This window comes from Nonomuraea sediminis (assembly GCF_018531495.1).
In the GTDB taxonomy this organism is placed as follows: domain Bacteria; phylum Actinomycetota; class Actinomycetes; order Streptosporangiales; family Streptosporangiaceae; genus Nonomuraea; species Nonomuraea sediminis.
In genome coordinates, this window is the sequence record NZ_JAHDTI010000011.1 from 53,446 (window position 1) to 77,046 (window position 23,601).

Annotated in this window: 23 protein-coding genes; 7 read left to right on the plus strand and 16 right to left on the minus strand. The window is 70.8% G+C overall.

The window, feature by feature from the left end; genetic code table 11:
* Position 1: 1 nt before the first annotated feature.
* Positions 2-589: a cupin domain-containing protein gene (locus tag KIK09_RS37760; RefSeq protein ID WP_214324270.1), complete on the plus strand. Its 588-nt coding sequence runs from the start codon at positions 2-4 to the stop codon at positions 587-589.
* An 83-nt stretch (positions 590-672) separates the two neighbouring features.
* Positions 673-1,782: a low temperature requirement protein A gene (locus KIK09_RS37765; protein ID WP_214324271.1), complete on the plus strand. Its 1,110-nt coding sequence runs from the start codon at positions 673-675 to the stop codon at positions 1,780-1,782.
* On the opposite strand, the gene KIK09_RS37770 is transcribed toward KIK09_RS37765, so the two are convergent.
* The 3 genes from KIK09_RS37770 to KIK09_RS37780 are packed head-to-tail and all read right to left on the minus strand — an operon-like array spanning position 1,783 to position 5,262.
* Positions 1,783-3,399: an extracellular solute-binding protein gene (locus KIK09_RS37770; RefSeq protein WP_214324272.1), complete on the minus strand. Its 1,617-nt coding sequence runs from the start codon at positions 3,397-3,399 to the stop codon at positions 1,783-1,785. It abuts the gene before it with no gap.
* 13 nt (positions 3,400-3,412) lie between these two features.
* Complete coding sequence (locus KIK09_RS37775) at positions 3,413-4,312, minus strand: carbohydrate ABC transporter permease (RefSeq protein ID WP_214324273.1); 900 nt, start codon at positions 4,310-4,312, stop codon at positions 3,413-3,415.
* Positions 4,309-5,262 (minus strand): ABC transporter permease, encoded by a 954-nt coding sequence (locus KIK09_RS37780; protein ID WP_250574443.1) that lies wholly within the window; start codon positions 5,260-5,262, stop codon positions 4,309-4,311. Before KIK09_RS37780 ends, KIK09_RS37775 begins: the two co-directional genes overlap by 4 nt.
* A 129-nt stretch (positions 5,263-5,391) precedes the next feature.
* Between KIK09_RS37780 and KIK09_RS37785 the strand changes: the two genes are divergently transcribed.
* Positions 5,392-8,109, plus strand: a complete 2,718-nt coding sequence (locus KIK09_RS37785) for a glycoside hydrolase domain-containing protein (protein WP_214324275.1) — start codon at positions 5,392-5,394, stop codon at positions 8,107-8,109.
* Here the strand turns inward: KIK09_RS37785 and glgC are convergent.
* From glgC to KIK09_RS37820, 7 genes are all read right to left on the minus strand, one after another.
* Positions 8,106-9,341 (minus strand): glucose-1-phosphate adenylyltransferase, encoded by a 1,236-nt coding sequence (gene glgC / locus KIK09_RS37790; RefSeq protein WP_214324276.1) that lies wholly within the window; start codon positions 9,339-9,341, stop codon positions 8,106-8,108. The two genes, KIK09_RS37785 and glgC, sit on opposite strands and share 4 nt — an antisense overlap.
* Before the next feature lie 9 nt (positions 9,342-9,350).
* Positions 9,351-9,803, minus strand: coding sequence for a S26 family signal peptidase (locus tag KIK09_RS37795; RefSeq protein ID WP_214324277.1), 453 nt, complete (start codon positions 9,801-9,803; stop codon positions 9,351-9,353).
* Positions 9,804-9,813: 10 nt separating this feature from the next.
* Positions 9,814-11,631: an ABC transporter ATP-binding protein gene (locus KIK09_RS37800; protein ID WP_214324278.1), complete on the minus strand. Its 1,818-nt coding sequence runs from the start codon at positions 11,629-11,631 to the stop codon at positions 9,814-9,816.
* Positions 11,624-12,178 carry a TlpA family protein disulfide reductase gene (locus KIK09_RS37805; RefSeq protein ID WP_214324279.1) on the minus strand — a complete coding sequence of 185 codons (555 nt, stop codon included), beginning with the start codon at positions 12,176-12,178 and terminating at the stop codon, positions 11,624-11,626. The genes KIK09_RS37800 and KIK09_RS37805 overlap by 8 nt, the downstream gene beginning before the upstream one ends.
* Positions 12,178-12,699, minus strand: coding sequence for a MauE/DoxX family redox-associated membrane protein (locus tag KIK09_RS37810; RefSeq protein WP_214324280.1), 522 nt, complete (start codon positions 12,697-12,699; stop codon positions 12,178-12,180). Before KIK09_RS37810 ends, KIK09_RS37805 begins: the two co-directional genes overlap by 1 nt.
* Before the next feature lie 76 nt (positions 12,700-12,775).
* Complete coding sequence (locus KIK09_RS37815; protein WP_214324281.1) at positions 12,776-12,958, minus strand: hypothetical protein; 183 nt, start codon at positions 12,956-12,958, stop codon at positions 12,776-12,778.
* A gap of 392 nt (positions 12,959-13,350) precedes the next feature.
* A complete protein-coding gene (locus tag KIK09_RS37820) occupies positions 13,351-14,565 on the minus strand; it encodes an MFS transporter (protein WP_214324282.1) in 1,215 nt (404 codons plus the stop codon).
* Between the two features lie 59 nt (positions 14,566-14,624).
* Between KIK09_RS37820 and KIK09_RS37825 the strand changes: the two genes are divergently transcribed.
* The 3 genes from KIK09_RS37825 to glgA are packed head-to-tail and all read left to right on the plus strand — an operon-like array spanning position 14,625 to position 16,946.
* The gene (locus KIK09_RS37825; RefSeq protein ID WP_214324283.1) at positions 14,625-15,398 is read left to right on the plus strand and encodes a DeoR/GlpR family DNA-binding transcription regulator; all 774 of its coding nucleotides are present in this window, start codon (positions 14,625-14,627) and stop codon (positions 15,396-15,398) included.
* 14 nt (positions 15,399-15,412) lie between these two features.
* The gene (locus KIK09_RS37830) at positions 15,413-15,766 is read left to right on the plus strand and encodes a hypothetical protein (RefSeq protein ID WP_214324284.1); all 354 of its coding nucleotides are present in this window, start codon (positions 15,413-15,415) and stop codon (positions 15,764-15,766) included.
* Positions 15,767-15,776: 10 nt separating this feature from the next.
* Positions 15,777-16,946, plus strand: a complete 1,170-nt coding sequence (gene glgA / locus KIK09_RS37835) for a glycogen synthase (RefSeq protein ID WP_214324285.1) — start codon at positions 15,777-15,779, stop codon at positions 16,944-16,946.
* 639 nt (positions 16,947-17,585) lie between these two features.
* On the opposite strand, the gene KIK09_RS37840 is transcribed toward glgA, so the two are convergent.
* From KIK09_RS37840 to KIK09_RS37865, 6 genes are all read right to left on the minus strand, one after another.
* A complete protein-coding gene (locus tag KIK09_RS37840; RefSeq protein WP_214324286.1) occupies positions 17,586-18,617 on the minus strand; it encodes a hypothetical protein in 1,032 nt (343 codons plus the stop codon).
* A gap of 412 nt (positions 18,618-19,029) precedes the next feature.
* Positions 19,030-19,398 (minus strand): PH domain-containing protein, encoded by a 369-nt coding sequence (locus tag KIK09_RS37845; protein WP_214324287.1) that lies wholly within the window; start codon positions 19,396-19,398, stop codon positions 19,030-19,032.
* 60 nt (positions 19,399-19,458) lie between these two features.
* On the minus strand, positions 19,459-19,866 hold the full coding sequence (locus KIK09_RS37850) for a VOC family protein (RefSeq protein WP_214324288.1): 408 nt from the start codon (positions 19,864-19,866) through the stop codon (positions 19,459-19,461).
* The gene (locus tag KIK09_RS59535; protein ID WP_214324289.1) at positions 19,847-20,326 is read right to left on the minus strand and encodes an OsmC family protein; all 480 of its coding nucleotides are present in this window, start codon (positions 20,324-20,326) and stop codon (positions 19,847-19,849) included. The genes KIK09_RS37850 and KIK09_RS59535 overlap by 20 nt, the downstream gene beginning before the upstream one ends.
* Before the next feature lie 515 nt (positions 20,327-20,841).
* Entirely contained in the window at positions 20,842-21,324 is a 483-nt protein-coding gene (locus tag KIK09_RS37860; RefSeq protein ID WP_214324290.1) for a metallophosphoesterase family protein, read from the minus strand.
* A gap of 791 nt (positions 21,325-22,115) precedes the next feature.
* Positions 22,116-22,922: a class I SAM-dependent methyltransferase gene (locus tag KIK09_RS37865; RefSeq protein WP_250574445.1), complete on the minus strand. Its 807-nt coding sequence runs from the start codon at positions 22,920-22,922 to the stop codon at positions 22,116-22,118.
* 62 nt (positions 22,923-22,984) lie between these two features.
* On the opposite strand from KIK09_RS37865, the gene KIK09_RS37870 reads away from it, so the two are divergent.
* A complete protein-coding gene (locus KIK09_RS37870; protein WP_214324291.1) occupies positions 22,985-23,569 on the plus strand; it encodes a TetR/AcrR family transcriptional regulator in 585 nt (194 codons plus the stop codon).
* Positions 23,570-23,601 lie beyond the last annotated feature (32 nt).

Sequence of the window (23,601 nt, forward strand, 5' to 3'; positions counted from 1 at the left end):
CATGCGCATCCGACGGGTGGTCACCGGGCACGACCCCGACGGCAAGGCCGTGGTCGTCAGCGACGGAGAGGTGCCGCCGTTCGCGCCCGACGCCGGGCAGAAGTGGTCGATCTGGGCGGCTGACGCGGCCCCCACCTTCCCCGATGACGGCGCGCCCCCGCCGTTCGGCGGGCCGCTCGCGCCCTCTCCGGGCGGCTGCCACGTGACCATGTTCACGCTGCCGCCGCGCTTCAACCCCGACGACCTGTTTCCCACCGCCGACCCCGCCGAGATGGCCGCGGCCTTCCGCGCCTATATCGACCACGACACCCACCCGATGGTCGGCGACCCCAACCCGCCCGGCGCCTACGGCACCGTCCCGGGGGCCTCGACCATGCACGCCACCGCCACCGTCGACGTGATCATGCAGCTGTCGGGCGAGTCGGTGCTGGTGCTCGAGGACCGCGAGGTACGGCTGGCGCCGGGCGACTGGGTGGTCACCAACGGCGTCATGCACAGCTGGCGCAACGACGGCGACGAGACGGCGGTCCTGGTCGGCGTCGTCTACGGCGCCCACCACCGTGGCGCCCCGCTCCGCGTGAACCGCTGAAGATCCGGCGGCCCTCGCCGCCGTCGCCCCGGTCTTGATCGCGCTAGCCTGGGGGCCTCACCCCCACCCCCACGGAGTGCCGCATGAGTGTGCCCGAGGTCAAGGAGAAGCGGGTGACCTGGGCGGAGCTCTTCTTCGACCTGGTCTTCGTCTTCGCCATCACCGAGGTGTCGGCGCTGCTGCACGCCGACCACACCTGGGCGGGCCTCGGCCGCGCGCTGGTGATCTTCGTGCCGATCTACTGGGCGTGGGTCGGCACCAGCATCCACGCCAACACCACCGACGTCGACACCCCCTTCGAACGGATCGGCATCTTCGTCACCGGCCTGTGCGCGCTGTTCATGGCGCTGGCGGTCCCGCAGGCCTACGGCGAGCGGGGCGTGCTGTTCGGTGCCTCCTACTACGCGGCCCGGCTGATCCTGGCGTACCTGGTCTTCCGCGGGCAGCCGCTGACGCTGCGGGCCTTCAGCATCGCGGCGTTCGTCAGCGGGCCGCTGCTGCTGGTCGGCGGTTTCCTGGACATGCCCGCCCGGGTCGCGGTGTGGGCGCTGGCCGCGCTGGTGGACGTCTCGGCGCCGCGCATCGCCCGCGGCCGCCTGCAGGGCGTCCGCTTCCACCCCGAGCACCTGCCGGAACGCTTCGGCCTGTTCCTGATCATCGCGCTGGGCGAGTCGATCGTGGCCACAGGGATGCCCGCGGCGACCGCGCCGCACCTGAGCGCGGGCATGGTCGCCGCGGTCACGGCCGCGTTCGTGCTGGCCTGTGGCCTGTGGTGGGTGTACTACCACTACGCGGCCAGCGCCATCCTGCACGCGCTGCGCACGGCCGCGGTGCAGACCGAGATCATCCGGCCGGTCCTGTCCTACGGCCACCTGGCCTTCATCGCCGGCATCGTCACGATGGCCTCCGGCATGGCCGAGGTGGTGGCGCACCCGTCGGCCCTCACGCCGCTGCCGACCGCGGGCCTGCTGTACGGCGGGTGCGCCCTCTACCTGGCCACCTTCGGCTACACCAGGTGGCGGATGTTCCGCGCGTGGGCCAAGACCCGGCTGGGGGCGGCGGCGGTGGTGCTGGTGCTGCTGCCCGTCACCCCGCTGCTGCCCGCCCTGGCCGCGCTGTCGCTGCTGGCCGCCCTCATCGTGGCGCTGAACGTGCTGGAATACCTGATCGTGACGCGGTGGGGCGGCCTGTGATCAGTGCCCCTTGGCGATCGACTCCTCGTACTCCTTACGCATCTTGTCGCCGCCGCTGCTGCGGAACTTGTCGATGGCGCCCTTGAGCGCCGACACCGGCTGGCGGCCGGTCACCAGGTCCTCCACCACCCTGTAGAACTCCGAGGTGATCGCCTGGCCCTTGTCGATGGCGGTCTCGGAGTAGTGGCCGTTGTGCGGGCGCGGCTGGGCGATCTCCAGGAACTGCTGCTGGGCGTCGTAGATCTGCTTGGTGGTGTCGTTCAGACCCGGGTAGTAGAGGTACTCGGGGCCCTGCGCGATGAACTTCAGGCTCCCGCTGAAGTACAGCTCGCTCTCACCCGTCTTGGTCTTCTTCGGCTCACCGCCCTGCCCCTTGGTGTACTGGGCGCCCTCGACGCCGAAGTTGAGGAACAGCCACTCCTCGCTGCCGAACGGCGCGGCCAGGTAGTCCAGCACGCCGAGCAGCATCTTCACCTTCTTCTCGTCGTGCTTGTTGCTGATCCCGGTGAAGCCGACCGACCCGGCGGCCAGCTGGTGCACGCCCTTGCCGCCGTCGTGCCCGAACGGGATCAGCGCCTCCATCTCCCAGGCGGTGCCGTAGCCGGGCGTGGCAGGGGTGCCCACCCAGCCGGCGCCCGACTTGACCGCGGCCGCGACGGTGCCGTTGGCCAGCTTGGAGTCGATGTCGGTGACCTTCGGGTCGGGGTAGAACACCCCGGCCTTGAACAGCCGGTTGGCGAACTCGATCGCCGAGGCGTACTCCTGGGTCTCGAACATGTGCGTGAGCTTGCCGTTCTCCAGCCGCCAGGTGTTGGCGCCGCGGAAGAACTGGTTGATCTGCGCCACCGCGTTGACGTAGGCCGACTCCAGCGCCCACTTGCCGCCCTTGGCGTCGGTGAGCTGCTGACACTTGCCGAAGAACTCCTCCAGGTTCTTGGCGCCGAAGCCGCCGACCGCCTCCCACGACTTCTTGTTGCCCACCCACACCTGGCCGAAGGCGCTGTAGGCGACGGGCACGCCCCAGATCTTGCCGTTCATGATGGCCGCCAGCCACGTCATCTCCGGCAGGTTGGCCAGGTTCGGGTACGCCTTGACCGCGTCGCCCGACAGGTACGGGGTCAGGTCGGCGAACTTGGCCTCCGCCAGCTGGGCGATCTTGGTGATGCCCTGGTTGGGCGCCACCCACATCAGGTCCTTGATGTCGCCGCCGGCCACCAGCGCGTTGAACTTGGTCGGGTAGCCGTCGTCGTTGCCGGTCTCCAGCTGGAAGGTGACGCCGAGCCGCTTGTTGGCCTCCTGCCAGTAGGCGTTGGAGTCCATGGGCGGCGGGATGGGGCCGTCGGCGTAGGTAAGGCCGGTGATCGTGCTGCCGTCGCCGGGCGTGGCCTTCACCGACTTGACCGGGCTGGCGGGGAAGCTCAGGTAGCCGGGGTCCAGTCCCTTGGCGTTGCCGGGGAAGTCCGGCTTGGGACCGGCGAAGGGCACGTAGGTGGGCATCTTCAGCGAGCCGACCCCGCCGTCGGCGGCGCTCTTGCCGGCGCCGCCGCTGGTGGAGCAGCCGGTCAGCGCGCCGAGCGCGGTCAGACCTGCCAAACCGAGGAAGGCACGTCGGTCCATGGGGGGTGTCTCCTTAACCCTTGATCGCGCCGGTGAGGACGCCCTTGACGAAGTACTTCTGCAGGAAGGGGTAGACGCAGATGATCGGGCCCACCGCGATCACCAGGACCGCCATCTTGATCGCCTGGTCGGGCGGCAGCTTGGCCAGGCCGAGGTCGCCGCCGTTCATCTGACCGGCCTCGATGATGTAGGAGCGCAGGATCATCTGCAGCGGGTACTTGTCGGACTGGACGTAGAGCATCGCGTTGAAGAACGCGTTCCAGTAGCCGACCGCGTAGAACAGGCCGACGACCGCGATCACCGCCTTGGACAGCGGCAGGATCACCTTGCGCAGGATCGTCAGGTCTCCGGCGCCGTCCATGCGGGCGGCGTCGAGCAGCTCGCCGGGCACGTTCATGAAGAACTGGCGGACCACGATCACGTTGAAGGCGTTGAGCGCCACGGGCAGGATCAGCGCGCCGTAGGTGTCCAGCAGCCCGAGCTGCTTGACCATGAGGTAGCCGGGGATGATGCCCGGGGTGAACAGGAACGTGCCCAGGATCATGAGCAGGATGGGCTTGCTCCCGGCCGATCCCGAGCGGCTCAGGCCGTACGCCAGCATGATCGTGGCGACCATGCTGATCGCGGTGCCGCACACCGTGATCCCCACCGTGACCACCGCGGCGCGGGTGACCACGCCGCCTGACAGCAGCACCCGGTAGGCCTCCAGCGTGGGCCTGTCGGGCAGGAGCACCCAGCCGCCGTGCTTGATCAGCTCGTCGGCTGGGGCCAGGCTGGTGCCGATGGCCAGCACGAACGGGTAGAGCACGAGCGCGCAGATGATCGCCAGCGCCAGGCCCTTGGTGGCGCGGCCGAGCGCGGTGGGTCGCTCCATCCACGGCGGCATCGAGGGCAGCGCGAACGGGTTCCTCATCGGTAGACCCCCTGCTCGCCGAAGCGGTGCGCGAGTTTGTTCGCGGCGAGCATCAGCGCGGCGCCGATGAGGCCCTTCATCAGCCCCGCGGCGGTGCTGACGCCCCAGTCGCCGTCGATGACGCCGTGGTAGTAGACGTAGGTGTCCAGGACCTCGGCGGTGTGCGGGCCGACGAAGTCGCGCTGCAGCAGCAACTGCTCGAAGCCGACCGACAGGATGTCGCCCAGGCGCAGGATGAACAGCATCAGGATCACCGGGCGGATGCCGGGCAGCGTGATGTGCCACAGCCGCCGCCAGCGCCCCGCGCCGTCGACCGCGGCCGCCTCGTACAGGTTCTGGTCCACCGCCACCAGCGCTGCGAGGAACATGATCGTGCCCCAGCCGCAGTCCTTCCAGACCACCTCGGAGGTGATCAGCAGGGAGAAGGTGTCGGGGTTGTTCATGATGCTCAGGACGCCGAGGTCGTGCTGGCGCAGGAACATGTTGAGCGCGCCAGCACCGCCGAGCACCTGCTGGAACATCGCCACCACGATCACCCACGACATGAAGTGCGGCAGGTAGACCACGGTCTGGACGAACTTCTTCAGCCGGTTGCCGAGCATGCCGTGCAGCAGTACGGCCAGCGCGATCGGAGCGGGGAAGTACAGGATCAGCTGGAGCGTGGTGATCTCCAGCGTGTTGCCGAGCGCGGACCAGAAATCGGCGTCGGAGAGCATCTCGGTGAAGTTGTCCAGCCCGATGAACTGGCTGCCGGTGAAGCCGAGGAACGGGGCGTAGTCCTGGAAGGCGACCACGTTGCCGAGCAGCGGCACATAGAAGAACAGGACGAAGTAGAGCACGCCCGGTAAGCAGAGGAACAGCAGCGTGCGGTCACGGCGCCAGCGTCCTCGGGTCCGTCCGGCGGGCCGCTCCTGCACAACCTGGGCGGCCGTCGTGACTTCTGCCGTCAACGCCCCACCTCCAAGCGCTGGGGGATTTATCCAGGAAGCTTGCATTAACTGGGCAGAAGCGGTCAATAGTGCGTGATAAATGCGTGATCTGGGCAGTATCGGCCAGATATTTCGTTAACCTCGTTGCCTATGGGTACGGTGATCGAGGTGGTGTCCGGATGGGAGCCCGCTGAGCTCGGCAACCATCGCGTCGTGGTCGAGGCGCCCGCGGGCGCGGTCTGGGTGTCGGTCGCGGTGCCGTGGGTGGCGCCGCAGGGGCATCACGGGGTGGGCCTGGTGACCACGCCGTCAGGGGCGGAGGCCGGGCACGCCTTCCTGGTGGACGGCTCGTACGTCTTCGCCCCGGTCCACGGCCCCGGGCGCTACCTGCTCTACTACGCGCCCTACGTCAACGCCACGAAGCCCTCGTATCCGGAGCACGACTACCTCACCGGTCCCGCGCCCGAGATCTCGGGAGACGTCGCCCAGGGCGAGGTGGTCGCCTACGAGGCCAGGACCGAACACGACCGCTACACCGACATGGAACGTCCCGCCCCCGCCCAGGACGGCTTCGTGGCCTTCGGCGAGAGCCGCGAGAACCCGATCCGCATGCGCCACCTGCCCGCCCGCCTGCTCGAACGCGGCCCTGGCCCCGTCAGGCTGACCGCCGACCAGGGCGAATACCTGGTCTTCCAGATCGGCGTGTACGGCTCGTGCCCCCTGAGCGACGTCCGCCTCGCCTCGGACGCGCCCGGCTTCACCTGCTTCACGCTCGGCGGCCTGGACTACCTCGGCGAGCCCTTCACCCGCAGGCTCGACGTGCCCGCCGAGACGGTGCACGCCCTGTGGTGCGGGCTGCCCGCCGCGCCGGGACCCTTCTCGGTGACGGTCGACGCCGACGGCGAGCCGTCCCGCACGGTCGGCTTCACGGTGGAGGTCTCCGACGTCGTCCGGCCCGACGCGGGCGACGACGACCCGGCACGGCTGTCGCGGCTGCGCTGGCTGAACTCGCGCCTGGCCGACGACGACACCGTGCCGCGGCCCTTCACCCCGATCACCGTCGAAGGGCCGGTGCTCGGCGTGCTCGGCCGCACGGTCACCCTCGGCCCTGACGGGCTGCCCGCGGCGCTCACCTCGTACTTCACGCCCGAGGTGACCGCCGTCGGCCACCACCCCACCGAACTGCTCGCCGCGCCGGTGACCTTCGAGATCCCGGGGACCGCCTGGGAGAGCGACGGCTGGCGGATCACCCACCGCGGGCAGGCTCGCGTCACCTGGGTGTCGCGCTGGCGTTCCGGCCCGCTGACCCTGGACCTGGAGGGCAGGTTCGAGTTCGACGGCACCCTCGACTACCGGCTCGAGCTCTCCTCGCAGGACGACGCCGATCTGGACGACGCCCGGCTCACGCTGGCCCATCGGGTCCTGCCGTACCGGATGGGGCTGGGCGAGCAGGGCGGCGCGCGCGGCGGGGACCTCGACTGGCACTGGGACCAAGGCCGCAACCAGGACGCCATCTGGCTCGGCGCGGTCAACGCCGGCGTCCAGGTGCGCCTGAGCGACGAGCGCTACCGGCGGCCGCTGAACACGAACTTCTACCACCAGCGGCCGCTCGTCCTGCCCCGCTCCTGGCACAACGACGGCAGGGGCGGCATCAGGACCGCCGGCGACACCCTGGTCTGCTACGGCGGGCCGCGCAGGATCGGCGCGGGGGAGCGGCTCCGCTTCGACGTGCGGCTCACGCTCACCCCCGGCAAGCCGATCGACACCGCGGCCCACTTCCGTCAGCGCTACTTCCACGGCTACCGCCCGGCGGACGAGATCGCGGCGACCGGGGCCACCGTGGTGAACACCCACCACGCCACCGAGGTCAACCCCTACATCAACTACCCGTTCCTGGCCGCGGACCGGCTGAAGGAGTACGTCGGCTCGCTGCACGAGCACGGGCTGCGTGGCAAGCTCTACTACACGGTCAGGGAGATCAGCACCCGGGCTCCGGAGCTGTGGGCGCTGCTCGGCCTGGGCGAGGAGGTGCTGGCCGAAGGGCCGGGCGGCGGCTGCTCCTGGTCGCGCGAGCACGTGGGGGAGGGGCGGCTGCCCGCCTGGTTCTCCACCGCCACCGACGACTCCTCGCTGATCACCTCGGGGCAGTCGCGCTGGCACAACTACTACGTCGAGGGGCTGGCCTGGCTGGTGCGCCACACCGGGATCGACGGGCTGTACCTGGACGACCTGGGGTTCGACCGCGAGGTGACCAAGCGGGTGCGCCGGGTGCTCGACCAGGTCGAGGAGCCGCTGATCGACCTGCACTCGGCCAACCAGTTCAACGAGCGCGACGGGTTCGCCTCCAGCGCCAACCTCTACCTGGAGCACCTGCCGTACGTGGACCGGCTGTGGTTCGGCGAGTACTTCGACTACGCGGCCACGCCCGACTACTGGCTCGTCGAGATGTCCGGGATCCCGTTCGGCGTGATGGGGGAGATGCTGGAGGGCGGCGGGCATCCCTGGCGGGGGCTGGTCCACGGGATGACCAACCGGCTCTACGACGGCTCGGATCCGCGGCCGATGTGGCGGCTGTTCGACACCTACGACGTGACCCGGGCGGAGATGCTGGGGTACTGGTCGCCGCGGGCGCCCGTCCGCACCGGCCACCCCGGCATCCTCGCCACCACCTACCGGGGCGACCGGGGCGCGCTCGTGGCGCTGGGCAGCTGGCACGACGGGCCGGTCGAGGTCCGGCTCGACGTGGACTGGGACGCCCTCGGACTCGACCCCGGGACCGCGACGGCGCACCTGCCCATGGCCGACGGGCTCACCAGGACGGGCGACACCCTCCTGGTGGACGGCGGCGGCGTGGTCTGGCTCGGCTAGCGGTCGATGATCTCGTTCTTGCCGATGACGACCACCCCGGCGCGCGTCACCGCGAAGCGGGTGCGGTCGTGCTCCAGGTCGAAGCCGATCCTGGCGCCGTCGGGGATCACCACGTTCTTGTCGATGATCGCCTTGCGGATGACGGCGCCCCGGCCCACCTTGACGTTGTCCATCAGCACCGAGTCCTCGACCAGCGAGTGCGAGTGCAGCACCACCCTGGGCGACAGGATCGACCGGTTCGCCGTGCCGCCCGAGACGATCACGCCGGGCGAGACCAGCGAGTCCAGCGCCCGGCCCACCCGGTCGCCTTCGTTGTGCACGAACTTGGCCGGCGGCAGCGGGTCGTGGCCGGTGAAGATCGGCCACTTGTCGTTGTAGAGGTTGAAGATCGGGTGCGCCGAGATCAGGTCCATGTGCGCCTCGTAGTAGGCGTCCAGGGTCCCCACGTCACGCCAGTAGCCGCGGTCGCGCTCGCTGGAGCCGGGCACCACGTTGTTGGCGAAGTCGTACACCTCCGCGCCGCCCGACTTGACCAGCATCGGGATGATGTTGCCGCCCAGGTCGTGCTTGCTGGTGGGATCCAGCGCGTCCTCTCGCAGGGCGTCGATCATCGACTGCGTCCTGAACACGTAGTTACCCATCGAGGCGTACACCTCGTCGGGCGAGTCGGCCAGGCCCACCGCGTCCTTCGGCTTCTCTCTGAAGGCCACGATGCGCCGCCCCGCCGGGTCGGTCTCGATCACGCCGAACTGGTCGGCCAGCGACAGCGGCTGGCGGATCGCCGCCACCGTGACATCGGCGCCCGTGCTCTCGTGCTGCTCGACCATCTGCCGCGGATCCATCCGGTAGATGTGGTCGGCGCCGAAGACGATCACGTGTTCCGGCATCTCGTCGTAGATCAGGTTCAGGTTCTGGAACAGCGCGTCGGCCGACCCGGAGAACCAGCGCGGCCCCAGCCGCTGCTGCGCGGGCACCGGCGTCACGTAGTTGCCCAGCATCGCCGACAGCCGCCAGGTGCGCGACACGTGCCGGTCGAGGCTGTGGTTCTTGTACTGCGTCAGCACGACGATCTTCAGATAGTCGCCGTTGGCCAGGTTCGACAGGACGAAGTCGATCAGGCGATAGATGCCCCCGAACGGCACGGCGGGCTTGGCCCTGTCGGCCGTCAGCGGCATCAGCCGCTTGCCTTCTCCACCTGCGAGGACAACGGCGAGGACATGTGGCGACTTCATGTCCAGAAGCTACCCCGATTCCGGTAAAACATCATCAACGGGGACGGCCGATGGCAGTGCGCCCCCACCGAGCCGCCGCAACGCCACTCCCACCACGTCCGTCACGGGCAGCAGGCCGAAGTGTCGGGAGTCGAGGCTGTGGCGCGGATTGTCGCCGAGCACCGCCACCTTGCCCTCGGGCACCACACCGCCGCCGAGCACCTCGGGCAACTCCTCGCCCGGCCCGGCGGCCAGCCTCTTGACCAGCAGCGGCGGGTCGGCCTTGGGGTTGCGCACCACGACGATGTCGCCGGTCGTCCCCATGCCGCGCCTGGCCAGCAGCCGCTCGCCCGCGCGCAGCGTGGGCTGCATGCTCAGGCCGAAGACCGTGACCACCAGGAGCCGCCGGCGCAGCAACACCACCGCCCCGGCCACGGCGGCCAGCGCCACCACCCCGATGCCGAGCACGACCTCGGCCCTCATGCAGCACTCTTCATACTGGGCTCTCCGTGACGTAGCCGGTGGACTGCAGGGTGAACAGTCTGGCATAGGCGCCCTGGAGCTCCATCAGCTCCTCGTGCCGCCCCTGCTCGGCCACCCGGCCCTCCTCCAGCACGACCACCAGGTCGGCGTCCCTGACCGTGTTGAGCCGGTGCGAGATGAGCAGGCTCGTACGGCCGGCCCTGCTGTCGCGCATCCGGGTGTGGATGTCGTACTCGGCCTCCGGATCCAGGCCCGAGCTCGGCTCGTCCAGGATCATCAGCTCCGGCGCCTCGCGCAGCATCGCCCTGGCGATCGCCACCCGCTGCCACTGCCCGCCCGACAGCACCACGCCCGAGGCCCGCTCGTCCTCGTCCTCCTCGGACATCCCGAAGAACACGCGGGTCAGCAGCGTCTCGTAGCCCTGCGGCAGCGAGGCGAGCCGCTCGTGGACGCCCGCCTGCCGCGCCGCATCCTCCACCGCCTGCCTGTCGCCGATGCGGCGCAGGTCGCCCAGCCCGACGTTCTCGGCGGCCGACAGGTCGTAGGCCATGTGGTCCTGGAAGACCGCGCTCACCCTGGCGCGCAGCTCGGCCGGGTCCGCCTCGCGCAGGTCGACGCCGTCCCACAGGATCGCGCCCCTGGTCGGGTCGTAGAAGCGGCACAGCAGCTTGACCAGGGTGCTCTTGCCCGCCCCGTTGAGCCCGACCAGCGCGACGGCCCCGCCGTACGGGATGAACAGGTCGACGCCGCGCAGGATCCAGGGATGCTCGTCGCTGTAGCGGAACCACACGTCGCGCAGCTCGATGCCGCGCCGCAGCGCGGGCAGCGGGGTCGCGGCGCGCGCCACGGGCAGGTCGGGGGCGGCCTCGACGACGTCGAGGTAGTGGCCGAACAGCAGCAGGTTCTGCGCGATCTGCGCGATCGTCTGCACCAGCGTGTTGAGCCCCAGCTGGGCCCCGGCCACCGCGCCCGCGAACATCACCACGTCGCCCACGCTGAGCGCGCCGTCGCGCGCGGCCAGGCCCGCCCACACCAGGCCGCCGCCCGCGATCAGCGCGGTGAGCAGTTCGAGCGTGCCGTTCATGGTGAGCTGGCGCAGGTCCATGCGGCGTTGCGCGGCGTTGACCCGCCCGCGCTCGCTCATCATCCGCCCGCGCAGGAAGGCCCCGATGCCGAAGAGCCTGATCTCCTTGGCGGCCTCCGCGCCGGTCAGCAGCTCGCCGTAGAAGAACTCGCGGCGCTGCGCGGGGCTGGTCTGCCACATCATCGCCGTCCGCTGCCTGGCCAGGCGCAGCTGTACGGCGAGCGTCGGCGCGAGCGCGGCCAGCACGACCACCGTCATCCACGGGTTGATCACGGTCAGGGCGGCGAGGAAGCCCGCGACGGTCAGCGCGGCCCGCCCGGTCTCGAACACCGAGCCGACCAGCCCGTGGCAGGTGACCGTGGCCTGCTGGCCCAGGCGCAGCCGGTCCAGGAAGTCGGGGTCCTCGAAGCGCCGCAGCCCGACGAACCGCTCGGTCGCCGCGAACAGGCGGTCGGTGGCGCGCGTCCCGACCGACCTGCCCAGCGCGGAGTTGGCGTAGGTGGACAGGCCGGGCAGCAGGCCCGCGGCCAGACCGCAGGCCGCCAGCCCGAGCGCGGCCGCGAGCACCGAGCCGCGAGCGCCGGTCAGCGTGTCGAGCAGCGCCTTGGTGAACCAGGTGGTGGCCACCGGGATCAGGGCCTGGACCAGGGTGGCGGCCACGTAGACCGCCACCGTGCCGGGTGCGCTGCGCCAGGCCAGGCCGGCCACCGCGGCCAGCGCACGCGGCCAGGGTCGCTCAGCCATGCGCGGGGGCGAGGACTCCGTCGAGGGCGTCCAGCGTGTGGCCCGCGGCCAGCACCTTCCTGTCCTCGTCGACCAGGAACACCCTGGGGAAGGCCTCCACGCCGAACGCCTTGGCCAGCGGCCCGCCGTCCGCGTCGTCGGCGACGACCTTGGCGACAGGGCTGAGCAGGTCCCGCATGTCGCCCATCTCGTCGGGGAACCCGGCGATCACCGCAATCACCTCGTCGCGGGACATGCCCGCGGCCAGCTCCACGAACTTGGGCGCCAGCTCCTTGCACGGCTTGCAGGAGGGGGAGAAGAAGCCGATGAGCGTCCGCTCGCCCAGCGAGGCGCCCGACAGCGTCTCGCCGTCACCGGTCGTGGCCTCGAAGTCGTCGGCCACCTCGCCGGCCTGGAGACCCGGCGCGGGCGTGCCGGTCCGCTCGTACAGGCCGTCGAGCCGTTCGGTGTGTTCGCGCAGTCTGCGGATGACGCCGACCGTCAGCACCAGGGTGAGCAGGGACAGCAGGCCGATGACGCATACGGCCGCCCAGAGGGCGTACACCATCACAATCTCCTCATCGCGAACAGGTCGCTGATGTCGTCGAACAGGATGAAGACCACCGAGCCGATCAGCCCCACTCCCGCGGAGGCGATCACGAAGGCGGGGTTGGTGCCTTCCGCGGAGGAAGAGGCCGTCAGCGCGCCTGCGAGCGCCACCGCGATGAGCAGCGCGTTGCGCACGACGTGCCGGGGTCCCAGGGGCGTGCGGGAGTCGCCGAAGCAGCGGCACGCCACCCGCTCGCCCGCACGGTGGACGCGGACGATCCCGGTGATGAAGGCCGCGAGCAGCGCCACGGCCAGGCAGAACCCCGCGACGGGAAAGGTGAGCAGCAGCAGGGGGACGGCCGCCTCCGCGGCCACGAGCGCCGCGGCGCCGAGCCGGGGCGGGATGAAGGAGGGGAGGCCGAGCTCGACGGCCGAGGACGTGAAGAGCTCGAACTGCCGCTTGCTGCGGACCTTGGAGAAGGCGGAGGTCAGGAAGACCGCGGCGATGAGAAAGCCCGCGGCGACGGCGAGATGGATCACGGGCGGGCCACCAGGATGAGGGGGAGCAGGCCGGGCGGCACTCCGCAGCGCCGGCCCGGCCTGCGGAGCCGATCGGCTAGCACTTCCTCCACGTGCCGCAGGAGACCGTGCAGGCGCCGGTGTAGCAGCAGGTCCGGACGTAGCAGATGCCCGAGCCCTTCCACTGGTTGAAGCAGTCCGGCGCGCAGCCGGCGGCGGCCTTGACATTCGGCACGAGCATCGCGACCATACGGTCGCTGATTTCCTTGAAGATACGCATGAATCCCTCATTTCTGAGATTGCAGAATGGTGAATTCGCATTTTCCGGGAATGCGAATGGGGAATGCCTGGAATGCGCTTGTGACGCCGTGCAGGCATATGGATTCAGAGCGTGTTTCTGCTGGTCGCGCGCGTCGAGCTCCCACTCACAGGGGTCTCGGGCGGGGCGAGTTCGGCCACTGACCCATTCCCCGAGTTTAGGAGAGCGCGCATCGTCACCCCCTTCTGAAATTTGGTTCCGAGCGGTTGATCAGAACGGAGTCAAGCAGCCTGGCAACTTCACGTCAAGGGCTCCAAAAGGACAATTATCGGACCTCCGGAATTTGCGCAGGTCGCATCGCTGGGAGGGCTCCCATTGAGCCGCCGAACCTCTGACCAAGGTTGTTGAACCTGTCAACAACCGCCGGTGCTCTCGCCGGTTCCAGAGGTTTCGGAGATCTGGGCGGGCTCGGGTGCCTTCGGCGTCGGGCGTGCCCGGGTGGGCATGGCCGCGGCGGCGACGGCGAGGATCGCGGCGGCGCCTGCCATGGCGGTCAGGGCCTCGCGCAGGCCCAGACGGTCGGCGATCAGGCCGACCAGGGCGGGGCCCGCGGCGAAACCCAGGTAGGCGATCGTCATCACGGTGGACACCGTCGCGCCCCGCTGGGCCGCGGGCACGCCGCTCCCGGCGACGCCGATGATCGTGGGAGCGCACACCCCGGTCCCGAGGCCCGCGATCGCCACTCCCGCCAGGCACACGACCGGCCCTGGCGCCAGCGCCGTGACCGCGGTGCCCACGGCGGCCAGCAGCGCCCCCGTCATGAGCGTGGCCCGCGGCGAGACGCCCCTGCCCGCCAGGAACTGGCTCGCCAGTCGCGCGCTCACCGTGGCCAGCGCGAACACCGACGGGCCGAGGCCGCTGATCTGCGGCGGCGCGTGCAGCGTGACCTCCAGTTGCCGGGCGCTCCAGCTCTGCTGCGCGTTCTCGACCAGGTTGGCCAGCGCGCACATCCCTCCGAACACCGCCAACGGCCACCACCTGGCCCAGCCCGCGCCGCGTGCCCGCACGTGGGCGTCCTCGGGCGGATGATGCGTCGTGGGTTCGGGGATGGCCAGGGCGCGGGCGGGTATGGCGAGCAGGCAGATGACGACGCCGACGACCGCGAAGATCGCCGGAGTGCCCGCGCCGGCCCCGCGCGCGAGCCCTGTCAGGGCGCTCGCGACCACGACCGCGGCCGAGAACGCCGCGTGCGCCGCGCCCATCAGCGGTCGCCCGCGCACCGCCTCGTACCGGACCGCGGCCGTGTTGATCACCACGTCGAACGCCCCCGACAGCGCGCCGAGCAGGAACAGCGAGACGGACAGCGCGACGGCCGACGACGCGAACCCGGTCACCGCCGCGCACACCCCGAAACAGGCCACCACGATGGGCGCCACCCACGGCCCGAGCCGGTCGAACAGCAGCCCCGTCACCCGCATCGAGGCCAGCGCCCCCGCCCCGATCAGCAGCAGCGCGCCGCCGAACGCCGCGTCGCCCACCTGGGCCCGCTCCTGCACCGCAGGAAGCGCCGCCCCCCAAGCTCCCCAGAACACCCCGAAGAGCGCGAACCCCAGCAAGACCGTTCGCATCACCCCTCTACCTAACATGAATCTCACACATCTAACAATGGATATGTAAGAATGACGGCATGGCGGTTGCGGACCGGAGAGACCTGACGCTGCGGCTCGTGCGCGGCGCGGGGCAGACCACGCTGGCCGAGCTGGCGGAGCGGCTTGGCGTGTCGGAGATGACCGTCCGCCGCGACCTCGACGAGCTGCAGGCCCAGGGCCTGGTCAAGCGGGTCAGGGGCGGCGCCGTCGCGCTCGGCCCGCCCGTGGAGGCGGCCGGGTTCGCCGCCCGCGAGCAATGGCAGACCGCTACGAAGGACCGCCTGGGCGCCAGGGCCGCCGAGCTCATCGAGCCAGGGCAGACGGTCCTGCTTGACGCGGGCACCACGATGGCGAGCCTGGCGGGCCACCTGGTCGAGCGTGCTCCGCTCACCGTGGTCGCGCTCGGGCTGCAGGCCGCCGCCCGCCTGGCCGACCAGCCCGGCATCCGGCTGCTGGTGCTCGGCGGCGAGTCCAGGCCGGGGGAGCGGAGCCTCGTCGGCTACCTCGCGCTGCAGGCGCTGGACTCGCTCTGCTTCGACACCTACCTGCTGTCGATCGGCGCTGTCCACGCCACCGCCGGATGGACGGAGTTCGACCCCGACGACGCCGCCGTCAAGCGGGCCGCGCTGCGCCGCTCCGACTGCACGATCGCGGTGGCCGACAGCAGCAAGCTGGGCGTGCGCGCCTTCGCCAGGGTGGCCGGCCTCGACGCGGTCCACACACTCGTCACCGACCCGGGAGCCGACGGCCAGGCGGCCCTCGACACCCTGACCGCGTTGTCCGACGCGGGAGTCCACCTCGTTCACGCATAGCAGGGAGAAACGCCTTGATGATCCTCGTGGCAGGCCCCTACCGCTCCGGCACCGGCGACGACCCGGCCAAGCTGGCCGCCAACGTGCATGCCATGAACGCGGCCGCCCTGGAGCTCTTCGACGCCGGCCACCTGCCCGTCACCGGCGAGGCGCTGGCGCTGCCGCTGATCGAGCTGGCGGGCTCCAGCCGGGTCGGCGACGGCCCCTTCGACCGGATCTTCCACCCGATCGCCGAGCGGCTGCTCGAACGCTGCGACGCGGTCCTGCGCATCGGCGGGCCCTCCGCCGGGGCCGACGCCATGGTCGAGCAGGCTCGCGCGCAGGGCAAGAGCGTGTTCACCGATCTGGCCGGCATCCCGGCCGCGTAAGGTCAGGGGCATGCGCGTTGATCTGCTGAGCCGGGAGTATCCGCCCGAGGTGTACGGAGGCGCCGGCGTCCACGTCGAATACCTGGCCAGGGAACTGCGGAAGCTGGCCGACGTGCGGGTCCGCTGCTTCGGCGGCGACCGCGAGGAGCCCGGCGTGTCCGCCTACCGCGTCCCCGGCGGGCTCGAGGCCGCCAACGCGGCGCTGCAGGTGCTCGGGGTCGACCTGGAGATGGCCGCCGCCTGCGACGGCGCCGACGTCGTCCACTCCCACACCTGGTACGCCAACTTCGCCGGTCACGTCGCCAAGATGCTGTACGGCACGCCGCACGTCGTCACCACGCACAGCCTCGAGCCGCTGCGGCCGTGGAAGGCCGAACAGCTGGGCGGCGGGTACACGCTGTCGTCGTGGGCCGAGCGCACCGCGCTGGCCTCCGCCGACGCGGTCATCGCGGTGTCGGAAGGGATGCGGCGTGACGTGCTCGCGGCCTACCCCGAGATCCCGCCCGCCAAGGTCAACGTCATTCACAACGGCATCGACACCGCCCAGTACGCGCCCGATCCCGGGGTCGACGTGCTGGAGAAACACGGGATCGATCCCGGCCGGCCGTACGTGATCTTCGTCGGGCGCATCACCCGGCAGAAGGGCCTCGTCCACCTCCTGCACGCGGCGCGGTCCTTCGCGGCGGACGCGCAGCTCGTGCTGTGCGCGGGGGCGCCCGACACGCCGGAGATCGCGGAGGAGGTGAGCGGGCTGGTGCGCGGGCTCGATCGCGACGGCGTGTTCTGGATCTCCGAGATGCTGCCCAAGCCGGAGGTCATCCAGCTGCTCACGCACGCCACCGTGTTCGTGTGCCCGTCGGTCTACGAGCCGATGGGCATCGTCAACCTGGAGGCGATGGCCTGCGAGACCGCGGTGGTCGCCACGGCCACCGGCGGCATCCCCGAGGTGGTGGCCGACGGCGAGACCGGGCTGCTCGTGCCCATCTCCCAGGGGGCCGACGGCGAGCCCCACGATCCCGAGCTCTTCGCCGCCGACCTGGCCGCGCGGGTCAACGAACTGCTCGGCGACCCGGCCAGGGCCCGCGCGATGGGCCGCGCGGGACGGGCCCGCGCCATCGACCACTTCTCCTGGCCCCACATCGCCGAACGCACCATGACCCTCTACCGCTCCCTGACCTGACCCCATACGGCGTGCCAGCCGCTGGCTGTGGCGTCCAGGGTTTCCCGCGCCGGGGTCGGCGAGATGGTGTGTGGTGGTTGTCCGGCGCCTTGTACGGCGAGCCCGGTGGACCGTGGCGTGCGGGTCTCTTCAGGGTTCCCGCGTCGGGGTCGGCGAGATGGTGCGGGGTGGTTGTCCGGCGCGTTGTACGGCGGGCCCGGGGGACCGTGGCGTGCAGGGTCTCTCCGGGTTTCCGCGCCGGGGTCGGCGAGTCGGTGCATGGCGGTTGTCCGGCGCCTCATACGGCGGGTCCGGGGACCGTGGCGTGCGGGGTTTCCGGGGGTTCCCGCGCCGGGGTCGGCGAGTCGGTGTATGGCGGTTGTCCGGCGCCCTGTGCGGTGAGTCGGGGGGACCGTGGTGCCCGGAGAACGAGGCGCGTGACGGCGGGTGAGTGGCACCGACTCGCCGGAAGCGCCGGTCGCGGGCCCTCAGCCGGAGTACGGCGGGCGGCCGGTTGCGGAGGCTCGCCGTACAAGCTTCAGAGGGCCCGTAAAAGGCACAGGTCGTACAAGCTTCAGAGGGCCCGTGAGAGGCACAGGTCGAGGGCCCGCCTGAAGCGCAGGCCGTACAAAGAATTCAGGAGCGTAGGCCGTACAGGACTTAAGAAGCACGCCACAGCGTCGGATGCGGGGTGGAGGCGGCGGCGTAGGTTCGGGAGGCGCCGTGGGCGAGGGCGGTGATCGTGCCGGGGATGGGGTGGGCGGTCCAGCGGCCGGCGCGTGAGAGGTGGAGCAGGCGGGACGCGGTGGAGTCGAGGACCCACATGCCGCCGTGGCCGTCGGGCTCGGCCTGGGTGAAGGTGGTGCCGAGGCGGCCCCACAGGCATCGCCACGACGTGCCGTTCCAGTGCAGGGCGACGGGGCGGCGGCGTTCCAGGGGTTCGTCCTGGGGGCTGGATCTGCCGGGGACCAGCCACGACACGCCGCCGACCGCCCACACGTCCCGCGGCCCGAGCACCACCACGCCGGTGAGGCGCGGCCTGGGGGAGTCGGACTTCCTCGGTACGGCGAGCCTGGGCACCCCGATCTGCTGCCAGGCAGTGCCGTCCCACCGGGCCGCCGGGCCGGGCGGCATGATGGGACCGCTGACCGTCCACACGGCCGAGCCCTCGCCGCCGACGGCCCCGGCGGGGGCGGGGAGCTCGTAGTACTGCCAGGTGGAGCCGTTCCAGTGCAGGGCTGTGGTGCCGTTGACGGTCCAGCCCGCGCGGGTGGCGGTGCCGGCCGTGCCGATGCTGGTGGCCAGTTGACCGGCCAGTTGCAGCGACGCCCACACGCCGTGCTGGAACGATCCCACCAGGCCGGGCTGCCCCGCGGCCAGGCCGAACACCCACGCCTGCTCGGCGGAGGCGGCACCCAGGGCGGTCACCTGCACGTTCGGGAGCGGGAACGCGGTCCAGCGCTTGCCGTCCCAGCGTCGCAGGCCGTCGAAACGGGTCTCGACGGCGCCGGCGACCGTGCGGCGCGTGGTCCTCGTCGCCCACACGGTGCCGTCGGCGCCCACGGCCAGGTGGTCCAGGCTGCCGCTGCCCGTGTCGGTGGCCACGCGCTTCCACGCGGACTTCACCGTGGCGGGGTGGAGGTCGTCCACCTTGGGGCTGGGCTGGGCGCACGAGGCGGGGCGTGCGGGCACGGCCTGTACTCCCGGACCCACCATGGGGATGGGCGCGAGCGTACGGGTCGCTCCGGGCTGGGCTGTCGCTGTGCCGGTTGCTCCCGGCTCGGTTGTCGCGACGCCGGTCGCCTCTGGCCCGGTTGTCGCTGTACCTGTCGCCCCTGTCCGGGTTGTCGCTGTCGCTCCGGGCTCGGCTGTCGTGTCGTCGCCGCCGCTGGGGGTTCCGCCCAGCGTGGCGGTGGCTGGGGTTTCGCCGGATCGGCTGCTCTCGGGGACGCCGGGGGAGTGGGAGCAGCCGGCGATGAGGAGGGTTGCCAGGCTTGCCGTACCCAGGAGTCGCGCAGTCCCCGATCGCACCAGCCTGCCCCCTCCGCGAGAGATCACCCGCAGGATAGGTCAGCGCGAGCGGGAACGCTCCTAGCGAGAACGGTCAGGTCTGCGAAATGTAGTGAAGTATGACGTTGTGGACGTGATGCGCCTTGTTGTCCCCGCGGAAGTCCACCTCGTAGGTGTGCGTCCCGACGTGGATGGCGATCGCGCCCGACGAGAAGAACCCGCCCGCGAACGACTTGTTGCTCACCACGCTCACCGCGGAGATCTTGCTGTAGGGGATGCTGGTGATCGCGATGCGCTTGCCCACGAACGACTTGTCCTGCACGATCACCCGCCGGTCGGTCAGCCCGAGGAAGCCGGTGCCCGCCCCGATCGCGTCGTAGACGGCGATGATCTGCTCGCCCGGCAGCAGGCCGCTCTCGATCTGCTTCAGCTGCTCTTTCCGGTCGTAAGGGATGTCAGCCATAACAGGACAACGAACCACCCCCTGGTTCGCGTTCCGGCTAGCTCGTGTGGAGCGTTCCGGCTAGCTCGTGTAGAGGCAGAACGGGTGCCCGGCCGGGTCGAGCATCACCCGCAGGCCGTCCTGCGGTTGGAACTCCGCCTCCCTGGCGCCACGCGAGACGGCGTCAACCACCGCCGCCTCCAGGTCCACGACCTCGAAGTCCAGATGCATGGTGATCCGCTGCCGCCCGTCGGCGGACGGCCACACCGGCGGCACATACCCCTCTGCCGTCTGAAAGGCCAGGTACGCCACCCCGTCGGGAGGCGAGACGGCTACGAAGTCCGGCTCCTGCTTGGCGATCTCCCACCCGAGCAGGTCGGCGTAGAACCGGGCCAGCTCCATCGCGGAGGGCGCCTCGAGCACCACACCCCAGTAGTCGTTACGCGCCGCGCGGGGCGCGCCCGGCTCCTCAGCCCTGCGCCCGCGCATGGACCTGCGGCTCGTGCTTGACGGGGAAGTTCACCGAGTTGGCGATGAAGCACAGCTCGTGCGCCCGCTCGTGCAACGCCACCGCGGTCTCCACCTTCGCCGGATCCGAAATCGTCACCACCGGCCGCAACGTCACGGTCGAGAACCGCCCGCCCCCGTCGCCTCCCTCGACCATCGTCCCCTCGGGATTGTCGACGTACTCCTCGACGACGATCCCCTTGGTGGAACACAGGTGCAGGAACCAGAGCATGTGACACTGCGCCAAGGACGCGACCAGCAACTCCTCCGGATTCCACCGCCCCGGATCCCCACGGAAGGCAGGATCCGACGTACCCGGCAGAACCGGCTTCCCCTCACCGGACACCTCGTGATCGCGACTGTAAGCCCGATACCCCGAGGTCCCCTCACCCAGATTCCCGGTCCACGTAACCGTCGCCCGATAATGATGCTCCCGACTCATGCCCCCATCATGACCCACCCGCTCGCCCCGCCGCCCGCCGCCTCACCCCCGGCACAGCCGTCCCTCTCCTACAGCTCTCATGGCGAGCAACCTTGCGGCGAGCGACCGCAACCGGAGCCCCGGCGTAAGAAGGAGCGAGCCCCTAGGCCCGGCAGACCGAGCGCGTGGGCCGGAGGCTGAGCGCTTGGGCCCGGGGGCTGATCGGTTGGGGCTAGCGGGCCGAGGGCTTAGGTCCGGCGGGCTGGCCGCTTGGGTCCGGCAGGACGGGCCCCTGGGTCTGGCGGGCCGAGCGCTTGGACGAAGCTGGCCGACGTTGACTTCGACGAAGATCACCACGTCGTGGCCGTCGATGTCCTCGTCCTCGCCGAAGACGGTCTCGTCGTGGGCGAGACAGCAGATCGGTGGGCTCTCCGCGGCGCGATCTCCGGCCTGGACCGCCGGGTCGAGGTGAGCAGGTTGACCAGGGCCACCAAGCCCTTGTGGCGCCGACCTGATGGTCTGCCTGTGGCTGAGGTCTAGGTGACGGGGATGATGGCGTGCTCGGTGAGACGGCCGTCCTCGATGCGCAACACCCCCACGGTCCCGTACGGCTGGCGCCGGCGATCCGTCGGCGACCCCGGATTGAAGATCCGCAACCCTGGACCCGCCTCATCCATCGGAATGTGCGAATGCCCGAAAACCACCAGCTCAGCCGCAGGAAACCGCCGCCGCATCCGCTCCAGCCGCCCCTTGGCAGGCCCACTGTCGTGGATCATCGCAACGCGCAGCCCTTCGAGCTCCACCTCCACCGTCTCCGGCGCCCCCAGCTCAGGCACGTCATTATTACCCTGCACAACCAGCACAGGCGCGAACCGCCGCAGCTCCTCGATCACGCCCGGCACACACACGTCCCCCGCATGCAAAATCAGGTCGGCCCCCCGCAACAGCTCCGCAACCGCCGCCGGACACCCCTTCCACCGCCGCGGCCCATGCGTATCGGCCAACACCACAACCCGCATACCCCGAGTTCTACCAACCCCACCCCCTCCACCGCGTCCCAAGCCCCAGAGACCCACCTGAACGCCCACGCCAGCCGCCTCACGCACCGATCCCCACAGCCGCTGAAGACGTCCCTGCCATACGCCCGCAGAAGACGCCCCTTCCGTACGGCAAGCCACCCCCTCCGCCACCCGCCGCACTACGGCTGGCCCCTGTCCAGGAAGACGCTCCTCCAGCAGCACCGGCCACCCACCGCCACGCGCCGCCCCTCACCCACCTCCCGGGCCCCCAGCGGTCCGCCGTACAAGCGCGCCGACAACGCCCACACACCGTCTCGCCGCCCCGGCGCGGGGTGAGCCTTCCGGTCATGCGGCGCGCTGGCCATTGCGCGGCGTTCTTGAGTCGCCCGCCGTACGGCCACGCTGACTACGGCCGCACATCGTCTGGCCGTCCCGGGGTGGGGTGCGTGGGGTGGGCGTTCGTGTTGTGCGGTGTGCTGGGGTTGGTCGTTGCGCGGGACCGGGTTGCCCGCCGTAAGGGCGCGCCGACAACGCCCGCGCATCGTCTCGCCGTTCCGGCGCGCGGTGGGCGTTCCGGTCGTGTGGTGCGTTGGCCGTCGTGGGGTGTTGTTGGGGTGCTCGCCGTACGGGCGCGCCGATGACCGCCGTGGATCGTCTCGCCGTCCCGGCACGGAGGTGCGGGCGACGTGCTGGGGTGCCCGCCATGCAGGGGCGCTTGGGGTGCTTGCCGTACCGGTGCGTAGACGGCTGTTGTACGGCGGCGCGGGGAGGGCGGTGGGTCGAGGGGTGGGTCAGGTGGTGGTGGTGAGGACCACTGTGGTGTAGGGCATGGTGAAGGTGCCGCCCATGGCGTCGATGGCCGTGCCGGTGGCCTGCAGGATCTCCGAGAGTTTGTCCGGTGGGAGCTGGGTGAGGATGCCGGAGGTGGGCATCTGGTCCAGCCACTCGTCTCGGGTGTAGGTGCGTTCCCAGTCGAAGTGCCACTGCTCCGGTTCGGTGAAGCCGCCCGCCTCGCGGATGCCTTCGGCGGCCTTGGTGAGGATCGGCTGGTAGCCGTCCATGGCCGACTTCGACTGCGGGGCCTTGAACGGCGAGTCGGGGAGCAGCCGCCGGTAGACGGCGGCGAAGGCCTCCATCACGGCGGGCGGGGTCTCGAACACGTGCCAGAACGCCGCCAGCCGGCCGCCGGGGCGCAGCACCTGGGCCGCCTTGGCCGCCCCCGCGACCGGGTCCACCCAGTGCCAGGCCGTGGCGGCGATGACCGCGTCGAAGGTACGGCCGGCCGGGTCCCAGGCCTCGAACGTCGCCACCTCGACCTCGAGTCCGCCGCGACGCGCGAAGCCGGCCATCCGCTCGTCGGGCTCGACGCCCAGCACCTTGCAGCCGGCCGCCTCGAACTGCCGGGCCGCTATGCCGGTGCCGGCGCCCACGTCGAGGAGGTCAGGGCCCGGGCTGGCGGCGGCGATCCGCCGCACCATGGCGTCGGGGTACGGCTGGCGGGTCCGGTCGTAGCGCTCGGCGTCCACGCCGAAGGATTCGGCCATCTGCCTGGCCTTGTGCGGCTCGTTCCCGGAGGAACGCGACGGTATAGTGGTCATGCGCCCACTTTAGTGGGCAAGTGCCCACTGTCAATCGGGTTCCGCCGAGCGAGGAATGCGCAGTGCCAACAGGAGTACACATCCGCGAACCGCGTGAGCAACTGTTCGACGCCGCAGAACGCGTCCTGCTCAGGGACGGCCCCAACGCGCTGACCAGCCGGGCGGTCACTGCCGAGGCGGGCGTCGCCAAGGGCGTCCTGCACCGGCACTTCGCCGACTTCGACGCCTTCCTCGCCGACCTCGTGCTCGACCGCATCGCCAGGATCGACGGCCAGTCCGCCGCCCTGCGCCGGTCCGCCGGCACCGGTACGGTCGCCGACAACCTCACCCGCGCGCTGATGGACCTGTTCGGGCCGGTCGCCGTGGCGATCGTCAGCCTCGTCATCTTCCGCGACGAACTGCGCGCCCGGCTACGGCAGGCCAGGCCGACCGGGGTCCCGCTCATGACCGAGGCCGCCGCGATGATCGCCTCCTACCTGGCGGCCGAACGTGACCTGGGACGCATCCCGGCGGACGCGGACGTCGACACACTCGCGCCCACGTTGATCGGCGCCGCCCACCTGCTCTACGCCGACCGCGCGGCCCCAACCCCCGAAACCACCACCGTCCGCAAGGTCGTCACCACGGTCATCCCCGCCGCCCCATAACGACTGTTCGAAGTTGAGCGGGGTCATGGGAA